The organism is Halomonas sp. 1513, from assembly GCA_001971685.1.
In the GTDB taxonomy this organism is placed as follows: domain Bacteria; phylum Pseudomonadota; class Gammaproteobacteria; order Pseudomonadales; family Halomonadaceae; genus Franzmannia.
On the sequence record CP019326.1, the window covers coordinates 3,201,044 to 3,225,045 of the forward strand.

Here is a 24,002-nt window from a genome sequence, read left to right on the forward strand (position 1 = left end):
CAATGAATACCAAACGCTTCCCATGACCCAAGGATTCAAGATGCAGGACAACACCCTCTGGTGGCGCGGCGGCGTCATCTACCAGATCTATCCGCGCAGCTTCATGGACGCCAACGGCGACGGTATCGGCGACCTCAAGGGCATCACCGACAAGCTCGACTATGTGGCGAGCCTCGGCGTGGACGGTATCTGGCTATCGCCCTTCTTCACCTCGCCGATGCTCGACTTCGGCTACGACGTCAGCGACTACCGCGGCGTCGATCCGATGTTCGGCAGCCTGGACGACTTCAAGGCGCTGCTGGAGAAGGCGCATTCACTGGGCCTCAAGGTGATGATCGACCAGGTGATCAGCCACTCCTCGGACCAGCACCCGTGGTTCCAGGAGAGCCGCGCCGATCGCACCAATCCCAAGGCCAACTGGTACGTCTGGGCCGACCCCAAGCCCGACGGCACCCCGCCCAACAACTGGCTGTCGATCTTCGGCGGGCCGGCCTGGACCTTCGATCCGCGCCGCCGCCAGTACTACCTGCACAACTTCCTGTCGAGCCAGCCGGACCTCAATTTTCATCACCCTGAGGTACGCGCCGCTCAATTGGACAATATGCGCTTCTGGCTGGAACTCGGCGTCGACGGCTTCCGCCTGGATACCGTCAACTTCTACTTCCATGACGCCGCGCTACGCGACAATCCGCCGGTGCCGGCGGGCGCCGCCAAGACCCTCGGCGCCCCGGAGGCCAACCCCTACACCTGGCAGCGCCACGTCTATGACCTGAGCCGACCGGAGAACCTCGAGTTCCTCAGGGAGCTGCGCGCCCTCATGGATGCCTTCCCCGGCACCACCACGGTGGGCGAGATCGGCGACGACAATCCGTTGGAGCGCATGGCCGAATACACCGCGGGCGGCGACAAGCTGCATATGGCCTACACCTTCGACCTGCTCAACGCCCCCCGCTCACCGGCCTATCTCCGCGAGGTCATCGAGCGCTTCCAGCGCCTGGCCGGCGACGCCTGGCCGTGCTGGGCGCTGTCCAACCACGACGTGGTGAGAAGCGCGACCCGCTGGGGCGCCGGAGAGGACCCCGTCGCCTACCCCAAGGTGGCACTGGCCATGCTCTTCTCGCTGCGCGGCAGCGTCTGCCTCTACCAGGGCGAGGAGCTCGGCCTGCCCGAGGCCGAGGTGCCCTTCGAGCACATCCAGGACCCCTACGGCAAGGTACTGTGGCCGGAGTTCAAGGGCCGCGACGGCTGTCGTACCCCCATGCCCTGGGAAAATGCCGAGCACGCTGGCTTCACCGCCGCGGACGTGACGCCCTGGCTGCCGGTGGAGGCCCGCCAGCTGCCGCTGGCCGTGGCCGAGCAGCAGGACGACGCGGGCTCGATGCTCAGCGCCACCCGCCGCCTGCTCGACTTCCGCGCCGCGCATCCGGCACTGGTCGAGGGCGAGCTGGCGCTGGTCGATGTCGGCGACGCACTGCTGGGTTTCGTGCGCGAGACGGGCGAAGAGCGCATCCTGTGCGTCTTCAACCTGACCGGCCAGCCACGCGAGACCCGGCTGCCACTGACGGTCAAGGCTTCTTTGGAGGGCCACGGCTTCGAGGCCGAACGCGACGGCGAGAGCCTGCGGCTGCCGCCCTACCAGGCCGCCTACTTCGCCATCTGAGCCACACTCATAACAGCGACTCATAACAACCCAGGCCGGCTTACGGTGAGGCCATTCATCACCGGGCCGGCAAGGAGACACCCCATGGCAAGCGTCACCCTCGACAAGGTCAACAAGGTCTTCGGCAGCACCCATATCATCAAGGACGTCGACCTGGAGATCGGCAACGGCGAGTTCGTAGTCTTCGTCGGCCCCTCCGGCTGCGGCAAGTCGACCCTGCTGCGGCTGATCGCCGGGCTGGAGTCGATCAGCGACGGCGAGCTCAGTATCGGCGACAGCGTGGTCAACGAACTGCCGCCCCGTGAGCGCGGCGTGGGCATGGTCTTCCAGTCCTACGCCCTCTACCCCCACATGACCGTCTACGACAACATGGCCTTCGGCCTCAAGCTGGCCAAGACCGCCAAGGAGACGGTCCATGAGCGGGTCATGGCCACCGCCCGCATCCTGCAGTTGGAGGAGCTGCTCGAGCGCAAGCCCAAGGCACTCTCCGGCGGCCAGCGCCAGCGCGTGGCCATGGGCCGCGCCATGGCCAGGGAACCGCGCATCCTGCTGTTCGACGAGCCGCTCTCCAACCTCGACGCCTCGCTGCGGGTGCAGATGCGCAACGAGATCGCCCGCCTGCACCAGCGCCTCGAATCGACCATGATCTACGTTACCCATGATCAGGTGGAGGCCATGACCCTGGCCGACAAGATCGTGGTGCTCAACGCCGGCCGCATCGAGCAGGTGGGCAGCCCCCACGAGCTCTACCAGCGCCCGGCGACCAAGTTCGTGGCCGGCTTCATCGGCTCGCCCACCATGAACTTCCTGCCCGCGGAGCTGGTGTCCAGCAGCACCGACGGCTGCCGGGTGGATACCGCCGGCATCGGCGAGCTGGCGCTGCCCCAAGACGCCGCTGGCCACGCCGCAGGCGCAGCGCTGACCCTGGGCGTGCGCCCCGAGCACCTGCGCCTGGCCGAGCCCGGCGGCGACAACGCCTTCGAGATTGCCAACGTCGAGTATCTGGGCAACGAAGTCTACGTCTACCTGGTGCCCAAGACCGGCGATACCCTGCTGATCCACCGCAGCGAAGCACCCAGCCAATGGCGGGTCGGCCAGCAGGTAGCCCTAACGCCGGACCCCGAGCACGTCCACCTGTTCGACGGCCTGGACCGCGCCCTACCGGCAAGGCGCGCGCAGGCGGTGGCCTGACGCGCGGTCGTCGGCGGGCTTGTATCCATGGTCGCATTGGCCAAGGGGCGCCATGGGGACTATGATAGCAAGCTAACTGAATCGATCCAGATGGCAAAGGAAGGGCGCGTGTCCACTCCCAGACGTATGACTCTCAAGGATCTGGCCCGGGAGCTCGGTGTCTCCACGGCGACCGTGTCCAATGCCTTCAACCGCCCCGACCAGCTGTCGCCGGCGCTGCGCGAACGCATCCTCGGCGAGGCCAAGCGGTTAGGCTATCGCGGCCCCGATGCCAAGGCGCGCAGCCTGCGCACCGGTCGCTCGCGGATCATCGCCGTGGTACTCGCCGAAAGCCTCACCTACAGCCTCAACGACGCCGTGGCCAGCGAGTTCTTGTCCGGCGTTGCCGAGGTCCTCGATGCCCACGGCCACACCCTGCTGTTGCTGCCCGGCCGCGAGCATGCCTCCCAGGCGCCGGGGTCGGCCAATATCGCCGACGGCTTCATCGTCTACGGCCTGATGCCGACCCTGGCCCTGCTCGGCGACCTGCCGGCCCAGCGCCCGCTGGTGGCGGTGGATTTCGATATCGAGGGGCGCCCGGCGGTGCACGTCGACAACCAGGCGGCGTGTCGGGCCATCGCCCGCCACGCCCTGGACACTCCGACCCAGCGCCCGGCAGTGATCAACCTGCGCCTCACCGCCGAGCCCTGCAACGGCCGGATCACTCCGACGCACACCCTGCTGCCGGGCAATCGCACCATCACCCGCTCGCGGCTCGACGGCTTCTACTACGCGCTGGAGGAGCGCGGCTTTACACCCGCGGACGTGCCGCTGTGGAACATCGAGGAGAACACCTTCGAGGTCTGCTCACCGGTGGTCGAAGAGATCCTCGACCTGCCCGACGCCGAGCGCCCCGACCTGCTGCTGTGCATGTCCGACCGCATTGCCCTGACCGCCCTGACCCTGGCCGAACAGCGCGGCATTCGCGTTCCTGAGGACCTGCGCCTGATCGGCTTCGACGGTATCGCCGAGGGGCAGTATCGCGCGCCGCGCCTCACCACAGTGCGCCAGGACAGCGTCGGGAAGGGGCGCATCGCCGCGCAGATGATCCTCGGCCTGGCCCCCCCCGAACAGCGCCTGCTGAGCACCCAGCTGATGATCGGCGACAGCTGCCCGTAAGCGCGAAACGCGACCAGCGCTGGCGTCGACAGTTGCCAACGCTTGCACCTTGCTTGCACAGTTCATGACCAATAGCTGCATCCGCGACAGCGATGCTGTGTGCTGCCTTTCCCTCGTCATGAGCCGCCCATGCCCGTCACTTCGGTACGCCCTGCCTTGCCCCGCCGCGCCCACGCCCAGCAGCGAGGGCGCAGTCGGCTGGGGGCGGTTGCCGCGCTGCTGGTGCTGGGGGTCGGCCTGGCCGTGGCCTACTGGCTGATCAGCCAGCCGCCGCGGGTCGAGCGGCGCCCGCCGCCCGAGGTGCCGCCGCCGGTGGTCGACGTGATCGAGGCCACCCGCGGCCCCGCGGCTCCACAGATTCACGGCTACGGCCGGGTCCAGGCCGAGCGCGAGACGCTGCTCTCGAGCCGCGTCGCCGGCCGCCTCGAGGCCTTCGCCCCCGGGGTGATCCCGGGCCGGGTGGTAGAGGCCGGCGAGCCGCTGCTGAGCATCGACGACCGCGACTATCGCCTGGCGCTGCGCGCTGCCGAGGCCGACCTGGCCAGGGCCCAGGCCGAGCTCGCCAGCGAGCGCGGCGAACAGCTGCGCGCGCAGAGCGAATACCAGTCGTTCGGCCGTGAGCTGCCCGCCGAGCGCCGTGCCCTGGTGCTGCGCGAGCCGCAGCTGCGCGCCGCCGAGGCCGGCGTGGCCGGCGCCCAGGTGGCCGTCGAGCAGGCCGGGCTGGACCTTGCGCGCACCCAGTTGACCAGCCCCTACCGCGCCATGATCCAGGAGCGCCTGGTGGGCAGCGGCAGCGAGGTCAGCGCCGGTACCGAGCTGCTGCATCTGGTCGACGTGGCGCACTTCTGGGTCCAGCTGTCGCTGCCCGGCGAGGCGCTTGCGTGGATCGATGCCGGGCAGGCCAATGGCGGCAGCGCCGAGGTGCGCCTGACCAGCCGCGGCTGGCCGGCGGGGGCCGAACGCCACGGGCGAGTACTCTCGGTGCTGCCGGCACTCGACGAGGGCGGCCTGCAGACCCAACTGCTGGTGCAGGTCGACGACCCGCTGGCGCTGGATCACGATGGGCCGGCGCTGCGCCTCGGCGATCTGCTGCGCGCCGAGGTCATCGCCAACCCCCGCGACGGCCTGTTCGCACTGCCGGCTCAGGCGCTCAGGCCCGGCGACGAGGTATGGCGTCTCGACGACGAGGATCGCCTGCGCCGCGCGCGGGTCGAGGTGCTGCACCGCGGCCAGGACCAGGTGCTGATCAGCGCCGGGCTCGAGGCCGGCGAACGCATCGTGGTCTCCAACCTCGGCCAGCCACGCGACGGCATGCGCCTGCGGCCGCGAACCCTGGGCAGCACCGAGCTTGCGGCGCTGCTCGATAGTGCGGCGGAGGACGAGTCATGATGCGGCGCGGCCCGATCGCCTGGATGGTCCATCACGGCGTGGCCCCCAACCTGCTGATGCTACTGCTGATCGTCGGCGGCCTGATGGCCTCGCTGACGATCAAGAAGGAGGTGTTCCCCGCCTTCGAAATCGAAATCGTGCAGATCTCGGTCAGCTACCCCGGGGCGACCCCGGAAGAGGTCGAGCAGAGCATCCTGCTGCCGATAGAAGCCGAGCTTGCCGATATCGAGGGCATAGACGAGGTCACCGCCACCGCCAGCGAGGGCAGCGCCAGCCTGCGCGCCACCCTGATCGACGGCGTCGAGGTGATGCGCGTCTACCAGGACATCCAGCAGGCGGTGAACGCCATCACTACCCTGCCCGCCGCCGCCGACCCGCCGCGCATCAACCTGGCCGGGCGCTCGCGCAGCGTGCTGCGCCTGCAGGTGCACGGCAACGTCAGCGACCGCGCCCTGCACGACGCCGCCGAGGAGGTACGTGCCGAGCTGATCGCCAGCCGCGGCATCGCCAAGGCCGAGCTGTCGGGCAACCGCGAGCGCGAGATCCAGGTGTGGCTCGACGACGAGGCGATGCGGCGCTTCGACATGACCCACGGCGAACTCGCCGCACGCATCGGCGACGAGGCCCTCGACCTGGCCGGCGGGCGGCTCTCCACCCAGGAGGGCGAATGGCTGATCCGCTACCAGGGCCGCCGCGACGACGCCCTGGCGTTCGCCGAGCTGCCGGTGGGCAGCACCGCCAACGGCGGCATCATTCGCCTCGGCGATGTCGCCGAGGTCCGCGACGGCTTCGCCGAGAGCGATCGCGAGGTCCAGTACAACGGCCAGCCGGGCCTGACCATCGACGTCTACCAGATCGGCGACCAGACCCCGCTGGGCATTTCCGAGGCGGTTCACGCCGAGCTCGACCGGCTGATCGCCAACCTCCCCGAGGGCGTCACCCTGAGCGTCGCCCGCGATAGCTCCGAGATCTACCGCGACCGCCTCGACCTGCTGCTCAAGAATGCCTGGCTGGGCCTGGCGCTGGTGATGGTGATGATGGCGCTGTTCCTCGAGGCGCGGCTGGCGTTCTGGGTCACCCTGGGCATCCCCACCGCCTTCCTCGGCGCCATGCTGTTCCTGCCGTGGATCGGCGTATCGATCAACATGATGTCGATGTTCGCCTTCATCATCGCGCTGGGCATCGTGGTCGACGACGCGATCATGGTCGGCGAGAACATCTACAGCTACCGCGAGCAGGGCCACTCGCTGCGCGAGGCGGCGGTACGCGGCGCCCGCGAGCTGGCCACGCCGATCACCTTCGCCATCCTCTCGAATATCGTCGCCTTCCTGCCGCTGCTGTTCCTGCCCGGTTTCCTGGGCATGATCTTCGCCATGGTGCCGCTGGTGGTGATCACGGTGTTCGTGATGTCGCTGGTGGAGGCGCTGTTCATCCTGCCCGCCCACCTCGCCCACGGCGCCAGCCGACGCCCCACGCCGCGCTGGCAGCGACCGCTGGAGCACGTCAGACGCAGCATGCAGGGCGGCCTGACGCGGTTCACCGAGCGGCGCTTCGCGCCGCTGCTGCAGCGCGCCCTCGACCAGCGCGCGCTGACCATCAGCCTGGCGGTGGCGGTACTGGCGGTGGCGCTGGCCTATGCCATGAGCGGGCGGCTGGGTTTCTCGCTGATGCCGCGGGTCGAGTCGGATCAGGTCCAGGCCAGCGTGACCCTGCCGGTGGGCAGCCCGATGGCCGACGACCGGCGCGTCCGCGACCAGCTGATGGAGGCCGCCGAGCGTCTCGCCGAGCGCGACGACGGGCCGCACTTCACCGGCACCCGTACGCGCCTCGACGGCGACAGCCTCGAGGTCCTGCTGCAGCTCGACCCGGCCAGCCTCGACGCCTGGCCGCCGTCGCGGGTGGCCCGCGAGTGGCGCGAGCTGAGCGGCGAGCTGACCAACGTCCAGGCCGCGCGCTTCGAGTCCGACGTCGGCGGCCCGGGCCGCGGTGCGGGGCTGACGCTGCGGCTGTCGCACCCCGACAGCAACGTGCTCGAGGCGGCCTCCCTGCGGCTCGCCGATGAGCTCGCTCAGTTCGGCGGCCTCACCGACATCGACAGCGGCCTCGGCGACGGCCTGCCGCAGCTCGAGGTGCGGCTCTCCGCCGAGGGGCGCGCCCTGGGTCTCAGCGGCAGCGACCTGGCCGCCCAGCTGCGCGGGCCGCTGCAGGGCGTCACCGCCGTCGAGCAGCACGCCGGGCGCACCTCGGTGAGTGTCGAGGTGCGCCTGCCGCCGCAGTCCCGCGACAGCTTGAGCGAGCTCTATCAGCTGCCGATTCGCACCGCCGAGGGCGTCGAGGTGCCGCTGGCCCGGGTCGCCGATATCGACATCGGCCGCGCCTCCACCACCCTGCGCCGCACCGACGGCCGCCGCGATATCACCGTCACCGCCGACCTCGACGGCGACGCCCAGGTCAACCAGGTACTGGCAACCCTGCAGGAACAGGTGTTTCCCGGCGTCGAGGCCGCCTATCCGGGCCTCGAGATCGGCCTCGGCGGCCGCCAGCAGGACACCGCCGACAACCTGGCCACGCTGAAGACCGCCATGTGGCTGACTCTGGCGGCGATCTACTGCCTGCTGGCGATCCCCTTCCGCAGCTACCTGCAGCCGCTGCTGGTGATGGCGGCGATCCCGTTCGGGGTGATCGGCGCGGTGGGCGGCCACCTGATCATGGGCTTCGGACTCTCCATCGTCAGCCTGCTGGGCATGCTGGCGCTGTCCGGCGTGGTGATCAACGATGCGCTGGTGCTGATCGACTACGCCAACCGCCGTCGCCGCGAGGGCATGGCCGCCCGCGAGGCGATCGTCGCCGCCGCCACGCGCCGCCTGCGGCCGATCATGATGACCACCATGACCACCTTCCTGGGGCTGGCGCCGATGATCTTCGAGACCTCGCGCCAGGCGCGCTTCATGATTCCCATGGCCATCTCGCTGGGCTTCGGCATGCTATTCGCCACCCTGATCCTGCTGATCCTGGTGCCGGTGCTCTACCTGAGCCTCGAGGGTCTGCGCGAACGTCTGATCTCTCACACCGCGACACGCCCACAGGAGGCCCGCTGATGCCCGCCTACACATCTCGCCGGCCGGTGGTATCGCGCCTCGGCGTCAAGCTGTTCGTGATCATCCTGGCGGTCAACGTACTGATCGCCGGCATGGTGTTCCTGGCCGTGTCGCGCAGCATCGACCGCGGCTTCATCGACTACCTGGAGACCACCCAGACCAGCCGCGCCGAGACCCTCGCCGAAGGCCTCGCCGAGGAGTGGCAGCGGCGCGGCGACTGGCAGTGGCTACGCGATGACATGAGCGCCTGGCAGCGCCTGGTGCGTCGCCAGCTGTGGCCCGGCGACGGCCCGCCCCCCCAGGGCATCGACCGGCGCCTGGGCGACCCCGGCGACTTCGTGCTCCACGACGCCAACGGCCTGCCGGTCATCGGCCTGCGCCCCAGCGAGGACGATGAGGTCGACGGCTCCGAACTGCACTGGCTACCGATCATCAGCCAGGGCGAGCAGGTCGGGGCTCTCGGCTATCGCCCTCCCCAGCAGCTGATGGCGCGCATGGACCGCATCTTCCTGTCACGACAGCAGCGCAACCTGGGCATCATCGTCGCCTCGCTGGCACTCGCTTCGCTGCTGCTGGCCGGTGGGCTGTCGTGGTGGCTGGGCGGGCGCACCGGCCACATGGCGCTGGCCACCCGGCGCCTCACCGAGGGCGACTACGACATCCGCCTGCCGGAGCATGGCGGCGATGAGCTGTCGCGGCTATCCCACGACTTCAACGTGCTGGCGGCGACGCTGGAGGCCAACCGCGAGGCGCGCCAGCGCTGGGTATCCGACATCGCCCACGAGCTGCGCACCCCGCTGGCGGTGCTGCGCGGCGAGATCGAAGCGATGCAGGACGGTATCCGCCCGATGAACGAGGATAACCTCGGCTCGCTGGCTCAGGAGGTCGGCCAGCTCGAGCGCCTGGTCGCCGACCTGCGGCTGCTGGCCCAGAGCGACGCCGGCGTGCTCGACGTATCGCTGGCGCCCCTCGATCTGGCCGAGACCCTGGCCGCACGCCTCGAGGAGCGCCGCGGCTGGCTGGCCGACCAGGGCCTCGAGCTAGAGGTACATATCACCGACCAGGCGCCGATCCGCGGCGACCTGCAGCGCTTGCGCCAGCTGTGGCACAACCTGCTCGACAACACCTGCGCCTATACCCAGGCCCCCGGCCGGCTAAGGGTCAGCCTGACCTGCGATACGCAGGTCGTGCGCATCGTCTGGGAAGACACCGCCCCGGGGGTGCCCGAGCAGGAACTCGACCGTCTCACCGAGCGCCTCTACCGGGTCGAGGGCTCGCGCAACCGCGCCAGCGGCGGCAGCGGACTGGGGCTGTCGATTGCCACCGCCCTGGTTACCGCCCACGGTGGCAGCATGCGGGCCTCGAATTCCCCCCTCGGCGGGTTATGCTGGACCCTCGAATTTCCACTGCTCAGGGAGAACGTGCATGAGCGCCACGCCTAAGGAAACCGTGCTGATCGTCGAGGACGAGCCCAAGATCGCCAGTCTGGTGGCCGACTACCTCAGCGGCAGCGGCTTCGCCTCGCACCACCTCGACCACGGCGACAGCGTGGTGCCGTGGCTCGAGCAGCAGCAGCCCGACCTGGTGCTGCTCGACCTGATGCTGCCGGGTACCGACGGCCTGACCCTGTGCCGCCAGCTGCGCGAGCGCTGGCCGCGGCTGCCGGTGATCATGCTCACCGCGCGGGTAGAGGAGGTCGACCGCCTGCTGGGCCTGGAGCTCGGCGCCGACGACTATATCTGCAAGCCGTTCAGCCCCCGAGAGGTGGTGGCACGAATCAAGGCAGTGCTGCGCCGCAGCCGCGCCGCCGAGGTACCCGGCAGCGCCGAGAGCGCCGCGCTGGTCCTCGACGACGACGGCTGGCGAGCGCTGGCCGACGGCCACGACCTGGGTCTCACCGCCGTGGAGTTTCAGCTGCTCAAGGTGCTGATGAACGCCCCGGGGCGAATCTTCTCCCGCGACCAGCTGATGGACCACATGTACCGCGACCATCGCATCGTCTCCGAGCGCACCGTCGACAGCCACATCAAGAAGCTGCGCAAGAAGATCAGCGACGTGTGGCCGGAGCGCGAGATCATCCGTTCGGTCTACGGCGTCGGCTACAAGTACCAGCCGGAGGAGTGAGACGCTGTTGCGCGATGGTTGCACCCTTGCTGCAACCTGATTGCACCACCGTAGCCGAGAGTGTCAGCGTCACCCTAAGGAACCAGGAGTCCAGCATGATTCGAATGACCGTACGCAAGACCCTGATGCCGGCGCTGCTGGCGCTGGCCATCGCGCCGCTGTCGCTGGCCGTCAGCGCCGCCGACCACGGCGACGCTAGCGCCAAGGGCGAGCGCTACCAGCAGAAGCATGTCGAACGCCTGGATGCGATGCAGGAGCGCCTGGGGTTCGGTGACGACACCCGCGCCGAACTGGAAGCCGCCCACGCCGAGCTGCACGATGCCCATCGCGACCTCAAGGACCAGGACTTTGCGTCCCGCGACGAGCGCCGTGACGCTTACCACGAGCTGCATGAACAGCACCGCGCCGCCCTCGACGAGATCCTCACCGACGAGCAACGCGAGGAGCTGCGCAGCGCCATGCGCGAGAAGATGCAGGAGCGCCGCGCCGAGTACCGCGAAGCGATGCAGGAGCGCCTTACCACGCTGGTCGACGGCTGGGAGCTCAGCGACGCCGAGCGCGAGGCCCTGACCGAGGTACGCCAAGGCATGTACCGCGATATGCGCGAACTGCGTAGCCAGGCGTTCGACTCTCGCGATGAGCGCCGCGAGGCCTACCGCGCCCTCCGCGACGAGCATCGTGCGGCGCTGGCCGAGATCCTCGACGAGCAGCAGCTCGAGGAGCTCAAGGCCACCATGCAGCCCAATGGTGGCAAGCACGGCCATCATCCCGACGCTTGAGCCGCTGATCACGCCAGCGGGCGCCATCCCCCCTCTGCCCACTGCCCGACACGTGCTGTCGGGCAGTTTTTTTGCTTAGCCGTATAGCACCCCGCGAGCCAGAACACAGCATCGTTGAATTACAGTTCAACTGCTCAGCCTCCCCTCGAGGGTTGAAGGTATCCGGCGACTCGCGTATTTTATTTGAATGATCAATCAATAAACGCTGTACGCGATGACTGCCGCCAAGCGGCGTGCAGTCTGCGTCGGCCACGCCATCACGATCGGGCACCCAAGGTGCCAAAAGCGTCTCACGGCATGCCTCAATGCGGCATGCATTGCGAGTCATGTGGGCAAATGACGGTCATTGGCGTTATTTTGATTGCTCGAGCAATCAAAATAACAGCAGCACCCATGCCCGACACGCCGCACCGCGAGACACCATATCAACAACGCTAAGGGAGTCTGCCCAATGGCGCATGACCAACACCCCCCCGAACGCCGGGATCGGCTCAATCCGGCCGTCTTCCACGGTTCGGTCGCCGGCATCCTGGTATTCCTGGTCGTTACCATGACCTTCACCGAGCAGGCCGGCGCCTTCTTCGACGCCGGCCTGGCCTGGGTAAGCGCCACCTTCGGCTGGTACTACATGCTGGCGGTGGTCGCCTACCTGGTGTTCGTGGTACTGATCGGCTGCTCGCGGTTCGGCAGCATCCGCCTCGGCCCCGATCACTCGCGGCCGGAGTTCTCGCTGCTCTCCTGGTCGGCGATGCTGTTCGCCGCCGGCATCGGCATCGACCTGCTGTTCTTCAGCGTCGCCGAGCCGGTGGCCCACTACCTGGCACCGCCCGACCTCGACCCCGAGAGCCAGGCAGCGATGCGTGCCGCCGTGGTGCAGACCTTCATGCACTGGGGGCTGTCCGGCTGGGGACTGTACGTGCTGATGGGCATGGCGCTGGCCTACTTCAGCTATCGCCATCGCCTGCCGCTGGCGATCCGCAGCGCCCTCTACCCGCTCCTCGGCAAGCGCATCTACGGCCCCATCGGCCATGCAGTGGACATTACCGCGGTAATCTCCACGGTGTTCGGTATCGCCACCAGCCTCGGCATCGGCGTGATGCAGCTCAACTACGGACTGACCTACATGTTCGACGTGCCCGAGAGCCTCTCAGTGCAGGTGATCCTGATCGCCCTGGTGGTGGTGATGGCGACCATCTCGGTGGTCAGCGGCGTCGAGAAGGGCATCCGCCGGCTCTCCGAGTTCAACATGCTGCTGGCGCTGGCGCTGCTGCTGTTCGTGCTGTTCCAGGGTCACACCCTGCAGCTGCTCGACATGGTGGTCAACAACGCTGGCGACTACCTGTCCGGCTTCATCGCCAAGAGCTTCGACACCTACGCCTTCGCCGGCGAAGAGGCCCAGGAGTGGAAGATGTGGTGGACGATCTTCTTCTGGGGCTGGTGGATCGCCTGGACGCCGTTCGTCGGCCTGTTCCTGGCGCGCATCTCGCGCGGGCGGACCATCCGTGAATTCGTGGCAGGCGCGCTGGGTATCCCGCTGGCGTTCATGATGGTGTGGATGTCGGTGTTCGGTAACAGCGGTATCGAGCTGGTCGCCAACCAGGGCGTCGCCGAACTCGGCGAACAGGCCCTGAGCACCCCGCAGACCACGCTCTACACCCTGCTCGAGCACTACCCCTGGGTGGGCCTGACCGCGGCGGTGGTGACCGTGCTCGGCATCGTCTTCTTCATCACCTCGGCGGACTCCGGGGCGCTGGTGCTGGCCAACTTCACCTCGATCCTCTCCGACGTCAACCACGACGCGCCGGTGGCCCTGCGCATCTTCTGGTCGGCGGTGATCGGCCTGATCACCATCGCCCTGCTGATGGCCGGCGGTCTGGCGGCGCTGCAGAGCGCCGTGGTGATCACCGCCCTGCCGTTCTCGCTGGTGATCTTCGCAATCATGGCCGGCATGTACCGCGCCCTGCGCATGGAGGGCGACAAGGCCGACGCCCGCCGCCGCATCGCCGGCACCGCGCCTGGCGGCGACTGGCGCGAGCGCCTCGACCGCGCGCTGGACACCTCCAACCGCGCCGGCGCCGCGGCGACCATCGAACACTCGATCCGCCCGGCGCTGACCCAGTTCGCCCAGGAGCTCGAGAGTCGCGGCCAGGTCGCCAACGTCAGCGAGGAGCAGGTCGAGGGTGAGCCGCTGCCGCGCCTGACCCTGCAGGTCGAGCTCGAGAACGCGCCGTTCTTCGTCTACCAGGTGTGCCCGCACCGCATGCGCACGCCGAGCTTCCTGCCGGTGGACGACGACTACTACGTGCGCCTCGACGTCTACCTGTCGGAAGGCGGCACCGGTCAGGACCTCAACGGCTATACCCGCGGCCAGGTGATCGGCGACGTGCTCGCCGAGTACGAGCGCCACCTGCACTTCCTGTCACTGGCCGGCGAGAACGGCAGCGTTCCCGCCATGCCCGGCGCGGTAGGCGATACGCCCTGATCCACGCTCAGGCAGTGACACCACGCGGCGACTCTTCGGAGTCGCCGCTTGTGTTAACGCCCAGGTTGATCGCCGCTGCCCCCAAGCGAAGGGCGCCGGGGCAGTTGCACCCCCGCGAGTAGCGTGGAACACTGTTCGGCAACCCTATCTCACGGCCCAGGCCGATATTCGGATTATCGTGACGACACCATCTATCTCAGCATCGCGCCCCCTGTGGCTGGCCCCGCTGGCGCTGGGCATTGCGCTTGCCAGCGGCTCGCTGCTGGCCGACGACGACTGGCCGCTTGGTCACCACCCGTTGCCCGAAGACGGCAATATCATCGGCGAGCGCTACACCGTCGAGGTCGAGGGCGACGAGACCCTGCTCGATATCGCCCGTGCCCACAACGTCGGCTATGAAGAGATCCGCGCCGCCAACCCGGAGGTCAGCATCTGGATCCCCGGCGACGGCACCGAGGTGGTGATTCCCGCCAAGCACATCCTGCCCGAGGCGCCTCGCGAGGGGCTGGTGGTGAATCTTGCCGAGCTGCGGCTCTACTACTTTCCGCCCACCGGCAACGGCGAGACCCCGCGGGTCGAGACCTACCCCATCGGTATCGGCCGCGAGGGCTTCAATACGCCGCTGGGCACCACCGAGACCACCATGCGCCTCGAGGACCCGGCCTGGTACCCGCCGCGCTCGATGCGCGAGGAGGCCGCCGAGCGCGGTGAACCGGCGCCAGCGGTGGTCCCGCCCGGGCCCGACAACCCGCTGGGCCGCCACGCCATTCTGCTGGATATTCCCGGCTACCTGATTCATGGCACCAACATGCCCGACGGCATCGGCATGCGCGCCAGCCGCGGCTGCATCCGCATGTACCCGGAGGACATCGAACACCTCTACCGCAATATCCCCAACGGTACCGCGGTCAATATCATCGACGACCACTTCAAGGTCGGCTGGGAGGAGGACACCCTCTACGTTCAGGCCTTCGCCCCCGCCGAGCAGCGCGAGGATGCCCTGACCCACCTGCTCGATCCTTTCGACAGGCTGCATCAGGCACTCGGCGACGATCTCCCGGCCATCGACTATGGCCAGCTACGCGACATCATGGAGACCGCCAACGGCGAGCTGGTGGCGGTCTATCCTCCTCCGGAACCGGTCGAGGAGGAGCCAGAGGTGCCGGAGCCCGGCGGTATCTATCGCTATGTCCTGGATGCCCCGGGCGGCATGTACCAGGAGCTGGTGGCCGGATGAGCGGCCCGCTTGCAGTGTCCAGCAACGCCAAGGGCGCGACCGAGGTCGCGCCCTGTTGGTTGAAACGCCCCGGCGCGGGCCGAGGCGGCAGGCTCAGAAGAAGCCCAGCGGGTTGATGTCGTAGCTGACCAGCAGGTTCTTGGTCTGCTGGTAGTGCTCCAGGGCCATCTTGTGGTTCTCGCGGCCGATGCCGGACTTCTTGTAGCCACCGAAGGCGGCGTGGGCCGGATACTGATGGTAGCAGTTGGTCCACACGCGCCCGGCCTGGATACCACGCCCCATGCGGAAGGCGACGTTGATATCGCGGGTCCACAGGCCGGCACCGAGGCCGAACTCGGTATCGTTGGCAATGGCCAGGGCTTCTTCCTGGTCCTTGAAGGTGGTCACTGCCACCACCGGACCGAAGATCTCCTCCTGGAAGACGCGCATCTTGTTGTGGCCCTTGAGCAGCGTCGGCTGAACATAGAAGCCGCTGTTGAGCGCATCGTCCATGGTCTCCTTGCCCCCGCCGGTGAGGAACTCGGCGCCCTCCTCGCGGGCGATGTCCATGTACGACATGATCTTGTCGAACTGCTCCTCGGAGGCCTGGGCGCCGACCTGCACATCAGTGTCGAGCGGATTGCCGCGCTTGATCGACAGGGTGCGCTCCATGACCTTGGCCATGAAGTCGTCGTAGATGCTCTCCTGAATCAGCGCCCGCGACGGACAGGTGCAGACCTCGCCCTGGTTGAAGAAGGCCAGCACCAACCCTTCCGCCGCCTTGTCGATGAACTCCGGCTCGGCGTTCATGATGTCGGCGAAGTAGATGTTCGGCGACTTGCCGCCCAGCTCCACGGTGGAGGGGATGATGTTCTCGGCGGCGCACTTGAGCACATGCCCGCCGACCGGCGTGGAGCCGGTGAAGGCGATCTTGGCGATGCGCTTGCTGGTGGCCAGCGCCTGGCCCGCCTCGGCGCCGTAACCGTTGACGATGTTGACCACCCCCGGCGGCAGCAGGTCGCCGACCAGCTTCATCAGCTCAAGAATCGAGGCCGGGGTCTGCTCGGCGGGCTTGAGTACCACGCAGTTGCCGGCCGCCAGCGCCGGCGCCAGCTTCCAGGTGGCCATCAGGATCGGGAAATTCCAGGGAATGATCTGGCCCACCACGCCCAGCGGCTCGTGAAAGTGATAGGCCACGGTGTTGTTGTCGATGGCGCTTGACGTGTCTTCCTGGGCACGGATACAGCCGGCAAAGTAGCGGAAGTGGTCGACGGCCAGGGGCAGGTCGGCATTGATCGTCTCGCGCACCGCCTTGCCGTTGTCCCAGGTTTCGGCCACGGCAAGCATCTCGATGTTCTGCTCGATGCGATCGGCAATCTTGAGCAGGATATTGGAGCGCTCCGTGGTCGAGGTCCTGCCCCAGGCGGGGGCGGCCTGATGGGCGGCATCCAGCGCCTTGTCGATATCCTCGGCGGTAGAGCGCGGGATCTGGCAGAACACCTGGCCGTTGACCGGGCTGACGTTATCGAAATACTGACCCTTCACCGGCGCGACGAACTCGCCGCCGATATAGTTGCCGTAGCGCTCTTCGTAGGTCATTACGGATCCGGGCTGGCCGGGGTTGGCATAGATCATGGCGTTGCTCCTGTCGGTTGTCGCTATTGTCGTTATCGGTGATGCTCGCTTCAGTGTTGGACAGGCCGGCACTTCGCGACATACTGCCATGGCAGGAGCCAGCCTCCTCCCTTGGTAGGAGACCCGCCTGCGATACCGCCAGCCAACTCAAGGAGCGCGCCACGCATGTACCGGCTGCTGATCGCCGATGACCACCCCCTGTTTCGCGAAGCGATGGTCGCGGTGATCGCCCGCGGACTCAGCGGCAGCGAGACCCTCGAAGCGCCCAGCCTGGGCGCCACGCTGGAGGTCATCGCCCAGCATGATGACCTCGACCTGGCGCTGCTCGACCTCGGGCTGCCCGATGCCGAGGGCCTGAACGGACTGGCTCGGCTACGCCAGGCCGCGCCCTGGCTGCCGGTGGTGATCGTCTCCGCCGAGCAGCACAAGCAGACCATCCTCGAGGCACTGAGCCTCGGGGCGGTGGGCTATATCCCCAAATCGACGCCACGCGATGCGCTGCTTGCCGCGCTCAGGCAGATCCTCGCCGGCCAGGTCTACCTGCCGCCCGATATCATGCGCGCTGGCGGCCACCCGGCCGGCGCCACGCCGGCCGCCGAGCCCAGCTCACTGGCCACGCTTACCGACAAGCAGCGCGAGGTGCTGGCGCACATGGTCAAGGGCGAGTCCAACAAGATGATCGCCTACCGCCTCGACATCGCCGAAACCACCGTCAAGACACACGTCTCGGCGATCCTGCGCAAGCTCAGGGTCAGCAGCCGAGTCCAGGCGATCCTGCTCGCCAGCGAACGCGACGACGTCACACGCTAGGCGATGCTGCCTTGCGACATGAGGGAGGCTTTTCTAGGCTGAGGGACGGGCACGGATGGCCCGCGCCCCTCTGTTCATCGCCTGCAAGGAGCACTGCGAGATGCCATTACATCCCCCCGCTGCCACGCGCACCCCGATTGCCGCGCGACTCACCCTGTCGCGACTCGCCCTGGCCGTGATGCTGGCCTCGGCCTACGGCGTAGCCAATGCCGACGACAGCGAGACCAATGACAGCGGCGACGGACGCGCCAACGTCAGCGTGACCGACGACGAAGTGATCAGCGACCATGACAGCGAAGAAACCACACTCGGCGTTACGCAGGTGGTCAGCGGTCTAGAGCACCCCTGGTCACTGGCCTGGCTGCCCGACGGCCGCATGCTGGTCACCGAACGCCCCGGCAGCCTCTATCTGATCGACGCCGACGAGGCCATCTCGCTTGGCAACCTGCCGGAGATCGACACCGACGAGGATCAGCTCACCGCCCCCGAAGGCGGCAACCAGGGCGGCCTGCTCGATGTCGCCGTGCACCCCGATTACGACGACAACGGCTGGATCTACTTCACCTACTCGAGCCCGGGCGACGATGACGGCGTTGCCAGCGACGACTATGGCACCGCCACGGCCCTGGCGCGCGCACGCCTCGACGAAGACAACCGCGAACTGACCGACGTCGAGACGTTCTACGCCCAATCGCCGCGCACCGAGCCCGGCCGTCACTACGGCTCGCGGATCCTGCTCCCCGGCGACGGCAGCGTGCTGTTCTCGATCGGTGACCGCGGCCTGCGCTACCCCTCCCAGGACCTTACCGACCCGGCAGGCTCGCTGATCCGGCTCCTCGAGGACGGCGGTGCGCACCCCGACAACCCCTTCATCGAGATGGCACCGGGCAACCTGCGCCCCGAGATCTACTCCTTCGGCCACCGCAACAAGCAGGGGCTGGCCATTCACCCCGACAACGGTGAGCTGTGGGCGGTCGACCACGGTCCCTCCGGCGGCGACCTGCTCTACCGGCTCGAGGTCGGTGCCAACTACGGCTGGCCCCAGGTCGCCTTCGGCAGCGACTACAGCACCGGCGAGTTCATCGGCATCGGCCAGGAAGCACCGGGGGTGACCGAGCCGGCGCACTGGTGGGAGGAGTCCATGGCCCCCTCCGGCATGGCCTTCTACAGCGGCGACGATGTCGCCGAGTGGCAGGGCAACCTGTTCGTCGGCTCGCTATACCGCGAGCAGCTGCACCGGCTGGTGCTCGACGGCAATAGCGTCGCCCACGAGGAGGTGCTGCTCGACGAGGAGCTGGGCCGCATTCGTGACGTGCGCCAGGGGCCGGACGGCATGCTCTATGTGCTCACCGACGAGTCCGACGGCGGCCTGTATCGACTGACGCCAGCCGATTGAGGCCACCCGGCCGGCCAGCGTGGCAGTGGCCGGCCTTAACCCGACGCGCCGCTGGGCGCCGCCGCCACGCACTGCAGCAGCGCCATCTTCAGGCGCAAGGGCTTGAGCGGCTTTAGCAGGCAGCGGTAGCCCCGCTCGCGGGCCCGCGCCTTGAGCGAGGCATCGTGATTGGCGGTGATCATGATCACCGGCAGCCGCGGAAAACGCCGCTGCAGCATCGCCGCGACATCGAATCCGTCGGGCTGATGCTCGTCGAGGTGATAGTCGATGATCAGGGCATCAGCGCCTCGTGACAGCCCTGCGTAACGGTTCAAGCCTGCCAGCGACTCGCCGCTGACCACCTCGCAGCCCCAGCCCTCCAGCAGGGCCTGCATGCCCTCGCAGATCGCCGGATCGTTGTCGATCACCCAGACCCGCGAGCCGGCCAACGGTGCCACTCCCGGTAGTGGCGGCGCCCTGTGCTGGACTGACGTTGTCGGTGGTTGGCCATAGGGCACCAGAATCGCGAAGCGCGAGCCGCGCCCGGGGATAGAGGCCAGCGACAGGCGGTGGCCGAGCATGCCGCTGATGCGGTCGACGATGGCGAGCCCCAGCCCCAGGCCGCGGTCGCTCTGCTGGCAGCCCGCATCCCCGCGGCGAAATTCGAGGAAGATCTCCTCGCGCTGGGCCTCCTCGATCCCCCTGCCGGTATCGGCAACGCTGATCTCGAGCCCCGCGGCACGGCGTCGACAGCCCAGCAGGATATGGCCGGTCGGCGTGTAGCGAATGGCGTTGCTCAACAGATTGCGCACCACCCGCGCGAGCAGGGCCATATCGGAATCGATCACCGCCGAGGACGCAACGTAGCGTAGCGTGAGGCCGCGGGTAGCGGCCATCTGGCGGTACTCCTCGGCCAGCGCATCGAGCAGCTCGGCGGCCGCGAACGGTGCCACATCCGGCGTCAGCACGCCGGCATCGAGGCGCGAGATATCCACCAGCGTACCGAGCAGCGTCTCGACGTCCTTGAGCGAGCGGCCGATATGCCCCACCAGGCGGCGCGACTCCGCCGGCATGGCCGGATCCTCGAGCTGATCGCCCAGCGCGGTGGTGAACAGGCGCGCCGCGTTGAGCGGCTGCAGCAGGTCGTGGCTGACCGCGGCCAGGAATTTGCTCTTCGACAGGTTGGCCGCCTCGGCCTCGGCCTTGGCCTCGCGCAGCCGCCGCTCGGTCTCGCCGCGCACGGCGATCTCCTCGCGCAGCTTGGTGTTCACCGAGCCCAGCTCGGCGTTGACCTGGCTCAGCTCATCGAGGGTACGATGCAGGGTCTCGGTGCGCTCGCGGACCTGCTCGGCCAGCAGCACGGCGTGCTCGAAGGCCGCATAGGGCGCACCGCCGGCGACACCGCTGGACTCGACGCGCTCGATCAGCGCCGCACACACCTTGTGCAGCCGCGCATTCTCCTCGACCAGGGCCTGCTCGCGGGGCGTCAGCGCGGCATCGCTGTCAGCCGCTACCGGGGCGCCCAAGCACAACCCCGGTGAAGGTCTGGTTGATGTGCATGCCATGGTGCTGCTCCCCGTAGGTGTTGAAACCGATCACCCGCTGGCGGCGCAGCAGGTCCGAGGCCGCCTCGAGGCTGCCCAGCGCCTCGATCTCCAGGCGCCGCAGGAAACAGTCGAGGCCGATGATCAGTTCGGGTGCCCCGAGCCGGGCGCTCAGGTCGTCGAATACCGCCTCGAGGTCGGGCAGGATCGGCGCCGGCGTCATGGCGGTCAGCACGATGCCGTTCTCCACCGCACAGTAGAAGCTCAGGCTGCCGTCATCGTTGACGCGCTGAATCGAGCGCACGAAGTAGCTCTCGCCGATCCGCACCGCCAGCGGATAGCGGGCGAAGACCGCATCATCCAGGGCCTCACGGGGGCAGCCAACCAGTCGCGCGTACTCGTCGGCGGCGGGCGCGGCGTTGAGCTCGATCACCCGGCGCCGCTCGCGATCGGCCCGGGTCACCACCAGCTTCTCGCTACGCGGCCGCAGATGATGGGTGGTGAAGACCTCGAACGGCAGGCGCGTGGTGAACATCACCACCACCGCGGCCTGGTCATGGAAGCAACCGTCGCTGTAGACGTGGGTGTGCGCTAGGCGATTATCGTCACCGGCCGACCCGCCGAAGCTGGGAATGCTGCCCAGGGCCGCATCGAGGGTCGCCAGCACCTGCTCCTCGCAGCTGGAGAGGCCGTCGAGCAGGGTCAGGGCGAAGTGGTCGCCGCCCGGGGCCGCCTGGCGTCGGGACGTCGCCAGCAGGCCGTCGGTGACGCGCTGGGCGCGCACCAGGTCGAAGCCGTCGAGCTCGTCGATCAGCGCCACTCCGACGCCGAAATGCCGCGCATCGAACCCCACCGCCACGATGCAGCCGCGGTCGTAGCCCTCGGCGGTGATCTCGCCAGCGGTGGTGCAGCCGCTGATCGGCACGCCGGCAAAGGCCGCGTCGAGCGCCTCGCCGAGTGGCCTCAGGGCATACTCGGCGCTAACGAAGAACAGCACGAATCCCAGCTGCGGGTGACGCAGCGCCGCGGCCAGTTCCGACGCAGCGCACTGGGGGTCGCGCGCGTGGCTGACCGCGGTACGCACCGCCTGGCTGTCGCTGGCGACGCTGGGATCAAGAAGTGGTGCATCGAGCATGGCAGCGATCCTGCGCGGGTTTCCTGCAGTGTAGGCCGCCGCCATCTTGCTTCACAATGGCGCCGCTAGCGGCGCGAGGCAAACAGTGCCGCGAGGCGCTCCACCTCGTCCGCCGACCACCCCTCGGGCTCGATCAGCGCCATCCAGGCCTCGATGTAGTGCTCGGCGGCGATCTCGTGGCCGTAGCCGGGCGGCGCGGTACCGGCGGCAAGGTCGGCCAGCAGCTGCAGGCCGGTGACCACCGGGTACCAGGTCAGGTCCTGGGAGACATCCGGCCCGCGCGGGGCCTGCAACCACTCCGGTTCACGGTAGAGCGCCTCGGGCTCGAAGAAGGTCACCGGATCGCTGGCATACTGCAGGTAGGCAATGCGGAAGTCGCCCCAGTCGGCCGCGCCGTCGTCGAGGCCGCCGTGCTGATTCATGAAACGCACCACCGCACCGTCGCGGAAACGCGGCCGCCAGGCCGGCGAGCCGGCATCGCGATCGCGCGTCATGGCCCGCCAGGTAGGGCTGCGAAACGGCGGCCCGCTCCACAGCGCGCCGTCGAAGGGGTCATCGATGATGTCGTAGATATCGAAGGAGCGGTCGGAGTTGAGCGCGCCGAGACTCAGCCCGTGCAGATACAGCGCCGGGCGCTGGTCGTCGGGCAGTGACGTCCAGTGGCGATAGACCGCCTCGAACAGCGCCCGCGCCATTTCGGCACCGTAGTCGCCCTCCACGATCAGCGCCAATGGGCTCGGCAGGTAGGAGTACTGGGCGGTGACCGTGGCGATATCGCCGCGCTGCAGATACTCCAGGGTGTTCTGCGCCGCCGGGTCCAGCCAACCACGGCCGGTGGGCGTGGCCAGCAGCAGCAGCGAGCGCTCGAAAGCCCCCGCCCGCTTGAGCTCCTCGAGCGCCAGTTCGGCGCGCGCCTTGGGCGTGTCGGCGGCGTTCAGCCCGACATAGACCCGCAGCGGCTGCTCGGCGGGTTCGCCGAGAAACGCCTCGATGTCGCTCGCCGAGGGGCCCCGGGTCACGAAGCGCCGACCGCGCAGGCCCAGGGCTTCCCAACTGATCAGCGACGCCTCGCTGCCAGCTACCTGAGGGTCGCTGGGCGGCGCCAGGTCATCCGGCATCAGCACGTCGACCTGCTGGTAGGAGCGATCCAGGGCGCGCAGGGTAAGGGTGAAGATGACCCCGTCGATCACCGACCAGAACAGCGCCGCGGCCGCCACCACGCCGATGACATTCGAGACGCGACGCGGTACCACGCGCTGTAGCCGGCGTGAGAGGAAACGAAAGGTGCGCCGGAACAGCCTGGCCAACAGCAGCAGCAGCGCAAATATCGCCAGCGCAATCAGGGCGACACTCAACGGCCGCGTGCCGCTGGTGGGCTCCATCTCCATCAGTAACCGCACAGAGTCCTGCCAGTCCGAGGCGCGCCACAGGAACGCAGCGGCAATCACCGCACAGACGCCAGCGGCGATACGCTTGATGCTCAGCGCGCCGCGAGGCCCGGGTATCGGTAGCTCGAGATAGGCCCACAGCCAGCGCGCCAGGACACCCAGCGCATAGCCCGCCGAGAACGACAGCCCCGAAATCACGCCTTGGACGACGAAGGTGCGTGGCAGCAGACTCGGCGTCAGTGAGATGGCAAACAGCAGCGTCCCTACCAGCAGCCCGAGTGCCGAAAACTGACGTAGCACCTGCATGCCTCTCTCCTTTGCCTGTTGGACCCGCCCCACCCTGCGAGCCTAACCAAGCGGCAGCCTGGCCGTCCAATCGTCTCGCTATGCCCTACGCTGGTGCCACCAGCGCTCCAGCCGCCCCACCAGGGTGCAATCGCCGCGCAGCCAGGGCCCCAGCAGGCGGGTCGAGAGCGGAATGAACAGGAACACCATCAGCGGCGTGAGTGCCAGGGTGCTGACCAACACCTTGGCGAGCAGCGGCAGCGTGGCAAGCGCACCACCGGCCAGCAGTTGAAACGCCAGCGATACCGGGAAGAACGCCAACCAGATCGCCACCGCCTGCTTCCAGCGCGGCGGCGCCTGGCCGTTGGCGTCGGCAAACCAGCGATCCAGCCCGGTGGCACGATGCTCGTGGGGCGCCTCGAACAGGCCAGACCCGCGCGCCAGCCAGGCACGCCGCGAGGCGGAGTGCTCCCAGGCGGCCAGGGTCTGGGCATCGCGGAAGCGAAAGATGATCTGGTACTCGTCGTCGCCGGGCGGCGGCGCCAGCACGCCGGAGCCGAGATAGCCGGCGAAGTCGGCGGCCAGGTCGCGGCCTTCATTGAGCCAGGCAATGAACGCGCGGTAGCGGCCGCGGGCCACGCGGCGTGCCACCATCAGCGTCACGGGGGCGGTAGACATCGTGTATCTCCTGTTTCATCAGCGGCGCGGGTAGCACCGCCGAGCGAACGAACGG

At 68.2% G+C, this 24,002-nt stretch carries 17 protein-coding genes; 12 read left to right on the top strand and 5 right to left on the bottom strand.

Annotation, left to right across the window (positions count from 1 at the left end):
- The first annotated feature begins 40 nt into the window (after window positions 1–40).
- From BWR19_14535 to BWR19_14580, 10 genes are all read left to right on the top strand, one after another.
- A complete protein-coding gene (locus tag BWR19_14535; protein ID APX94052.1) occupies window positions 41–1,660 on the top strand; it encodes an alpha-glucosidase in 1,620 nt (539 codons plus the stop codon).
- An 84-nt stretch (window positions 1,661–1,744) separates the two neighbouring features.
- The gene (locus BWR19_14540; GenBank protein APX94053.1) at window positions 1,745–2,851 is read left to right on the top strand and encodes an ABC transporter; all 1,107 of its coding nucleotides are present in this window, start codon (window positions 1,745–1,747) and stop codon (window positions 2,849–2,851) included.
- A gap of 126 nt (window positions 2,852–2,977) precedes the next feature.
- A complete protein-coding gene (locus tag BWR19_14545) occupies window positions 2,978–4,009 on the top strand; it encodes a LacI family transcriptional regulator (GenBank protein APX94054.1) in 1,032 nt (343 codons plus the stop codon).
- Between the two features lie 129 nt (window positions 4,010–4,138).
- On the top strand, window positions 4,139–5,398 hold the full coding sequence (locus tag BWR19_14550; GenBank protein APX94055.1) for an efflux transporter periplasmic adaptor subunit: 1,260 nt from the start codon (window positions 4,139–4,141) through the stop codon (window positions 5,396–5,398).
- A complete protein-coding gene (locus BWR19_14555) occupies window positions 5,395–8,496 on the top strand; it encodes a cobalt-zinc-cadmium resistance protein (GenBank protein APX94056.1) in 3,102 nt (1,033 codons plus the stop codon). Before BWR19_14550 ends, BWR19_14555 begins: the two co-directional genes overlap by 4 nt.
- Window positions 8,496–9,938 carry a two-component sensor histidine kinase gene (locus BWR19_14560; GenBank protein ID APX94057.1) on the top strand — a complete coding sequence of 481 codons (1,443 nt, stop codon included), beginning with the start codon at window positions 8,496–8,498 and terminating at the stop codon, window positions 9,936–9,938. Before BWR19_14555 ends, BWR19_14560 begins: the two co-directional genes overlap by 1 nt.
- The gene (locus tag BWR19_14565; protein APX94058.1) at window positions 9,922–10,620 is read left to right on the top strand and encodes a two-component system response regulator BaeR; all 699 of its coding nucleotides are present in this window, start codon (window positions 9,922–9,924) and stop codon (window positions 10,618–10,620) included. The genes BWR19_14560 and BWR19_14565 overlap by 17 nt, the downstream gene beginning before the upstream one ends.
- Before the next feature lie 95 nt (window positions 10,621–10,715).
- On the top strand, window positions 10,716–11,399 hold the full coding sequence (locus BWR19_14570) for a hypothetical protein (protein APX94059.1): 684 nt from the start codon (window positions 10,716–10,718) through the stop codon (window positions 11,397–11,399).
- Between the two features lie 451 nt (window positions 11,400–11,850).
- A complete protein-coding gene (locus BWR19_14575) occupies window positions 11,851–13,881 on the top strand; it encodes a high-affinity choline transporter BetT (GenBank protein ID APX94060.1) in 2,031 nt (676 codons plus the stop codon).
- Window positions 13,882–14,059: 178 nt separating this feature from the next.
- Window positions 14,060–15,118 (top strand): hypothetical protein, encoded by a 1,059-nt coding sequence (locus BWR19_14580; GenBank protein APX94061.1) that lies wholly within the window; start codon window positions 14,060–14,062, stop codon window positions 15,116–15,118.
- Window positions 15,119–15,211: 93 nt separating this feature from the next.
- Here BWR19_14580 and BWR19_14585 read toward each other — a convergent pair whose 3' ends face one another.
- A complete protein-coding gene (locus BWR19_14585; protein ID APX94062.1) occupies window positions 15,212–16,732 on the bottom strand; it encodes an aldehyde dehydrogenase in 1,521 nt (506 codons plus the stop codon).
- Between the two features lie 165 nt (window positions 16,733–16,897).
- On the opposite strand from BWR19_14585, the gene BWR19_14590 reads away from it, so the two are divergent.
- Complete coding sequence (locus BWR19_14590) at window positions 16,898–17,542, top strand: DNA-binding response regulator (protein ID APX94063.1); 645 nt, start codon at window positions 16,898–16,900, stop codon at window positions 17,540–17,542.
- Window positions 17,543–17,720: 178 nt separating this feature from the next.
- Entirely contained in the window at window positions 17,721–18,938 is a 1,218-nt protein-coding gene (locus BWR19_14595; GenBank protein ID APX95045.1) for a pyrroloquinoline-quinone glucose dehydrogenase, read from the top strand.
- 35 nt (window positions 18,939–18,973) lie between these two features.
- Here the strand turns inward: BWR19_14595 and BWR19_14600 are convergent, their stop codons facing one another.
- The 4 genes from BWR19_14600 to BWR19_14615 all read right to left on the bottom strand — a co-directional run bounded on the left by BWR19_14600 (window position 18,974) and on the right by BWR19_14615 (window position 23,923).
- Window positions 18,974–20,482, bottom strand: a complete 1,509-nt coding sequence (locus BWR19_14600; protein APX94064.1) for a hybrid sensor histidine kinase/response regulator — start codon at window positions 20,480–20,482, stop codon at window positions 18,974–18,976.
- The gene (locus tag BWR19_14605; protein ID APX94065.1) at window positions 20,421–21,596 is read right to left on the bottom strand and encodes a GfdT protein; all 1,176 of its coding nucleotides are present in this window, start codon (window positions 21,594–21,596) and stop codon (window positions 20,421–20,423) included. The genes BWR19_14600 and BWR19_14605 overlap by 62 nt, the downstream gene beginning before the upstream one ends.
- 65 nt (window positions 21,597–21,661) lie before the next feature.
- Complete coding sequence (locus BWR19_14610) at window positions 21,662–23,290, bottom strand: hypothetical protein (protein APX94066.1); 1,629 nt, start codon at window positions 23,288–23,290, stop codon at window positions 21,662–21,664.
- A gap of 78 nt (window positions 23,291–23,368) precedes the next feature.
- Window positions 23,369–23,923 carry an antibiotic biosynthesis monooxygenase gene (locus BWR19_14615; GenBank protein APX95046.1) on the bottom strand — a complete coding sequence of 185 codons (555 nt, stop codon included), beginning with the start codon at window positions 23,921–23,923 and terminating at the stop codon, window positions 23,369–23,371.
- Between the last annotated feature and the right edge of the window lie 79 nt (window positions 23,924–24,002).

Excerpts from the sequence above, each read along its gene's own strand:
- BWR19_14570 (APX94059.1), top strand. The coding sequence starts at position 10,716 with ATGATTCGAATGACCGTACGCAAGACCCTGATGCCGGCGCTGCTGGCG.
- BWR19_14595 (APX95045.1), top strand. The coding sequence starts at position 17,721 with ATGCTGGCCTCGGCCTACGGCGTAGCCAATGCCGACGACAGCGAGACC.
- BWR19_14560 (APX94057.1), top strand. The coding sequence starts at position 8,496 with ATGCCCGCCTACACATCTCGCCGGCCGGTGGTATCGCGCCTCGGCGTC.
- BWR19_14590 (APX94063.1), top strand. The coding sequence starts at position 16,898 with ATGTACCGGCTGCTGATCGCCGATGACCACCCCCTGTTTCGCGAAGCG.
- BWR19_14535 (APX94052.1), top strand. The coding sequence starts at position 41 with ATGCAGGACAACACCCTCTGGTGGCGCGGCGGCGTCATCTACCAGATC.
- BWR19_14565 (APX94058.1), top strand. The coding sequence starts at position 9,922 with ATGAGCGCCACGCCTAAGGAAACCGTGCTGATCGTCGAGGACGAGCCC.
- BWR19_14615 (APX95046.1), bottom strand. The coding sequence starts at position 23,923 with ATGGTGGCACGCCGCGTGGCCCGCGGCCGCTACCGCGCGTTCATTGCC.
- BWR19_14555 (APX94056.1), top strand. The coding sequence starts at position 5,395 with ATGATGCGGCGCGGCCCGATCGCCTGGATGGTCCATCACGGCGTGGCC.
- BWR19_14585 (APX94062.1), bottom strand. The coding sequence starts at position 16,732 with ATGATCTATGCCAACCCCGGCCAGCCCGGATCCGTAATGACCTACGAA.
- BWR19_14540 (APX94053.1), top strand. The coding sequence starts at position 1,745 with ATGGCAAGCGTCACCCTCGACAAGGTCAACAAGGTCTTCGGCAGCACC.
- BWR19_14610 (APX94066.1), bottom strand. The coding sequence starts at position 23,290 with ATGCAGGTGCTACGTCAGTTTTCGGCACTCGGGCTGCTGGTAGGGACG.
- BWR19_14545 (APX94054.1), top strand. The coding sequence starts at position 2,978 with ATGACTCTCAAGGATCTGGCCCGGGAGCTCGGTGTCTCCACGGCGACC.
- BWR19_14600 (APX94064.1), bottom strand. The coding sequence starts at position 20,482 with ATGGCATGCACATCAACCAGACCTTCACCGGGGTTGTGCTTGGGCGCC.
- BWR19_14605 (APX94065.1), bottom strand. The coding sequence starts at position 21,596 with ATGCTCGATGCACCACTTCTTGATCCCAGCGTCGCCAGCGACAGCCAG.
- BWR19_14575 (APX94060.1), top strand. The coding sequence starts at position 11,851 with ATGGCGCATGACCAACACCCCCCCGAACGCCGGGATCGGCTCAATCCG.
- BWR19_14550 (APX94055.1), top strand. The coding sequence starts at position 4,139 with ATGCCCGTCACTTCGGTACGCCCTGCCTTGCCCCGCCGCGCCCACGCC.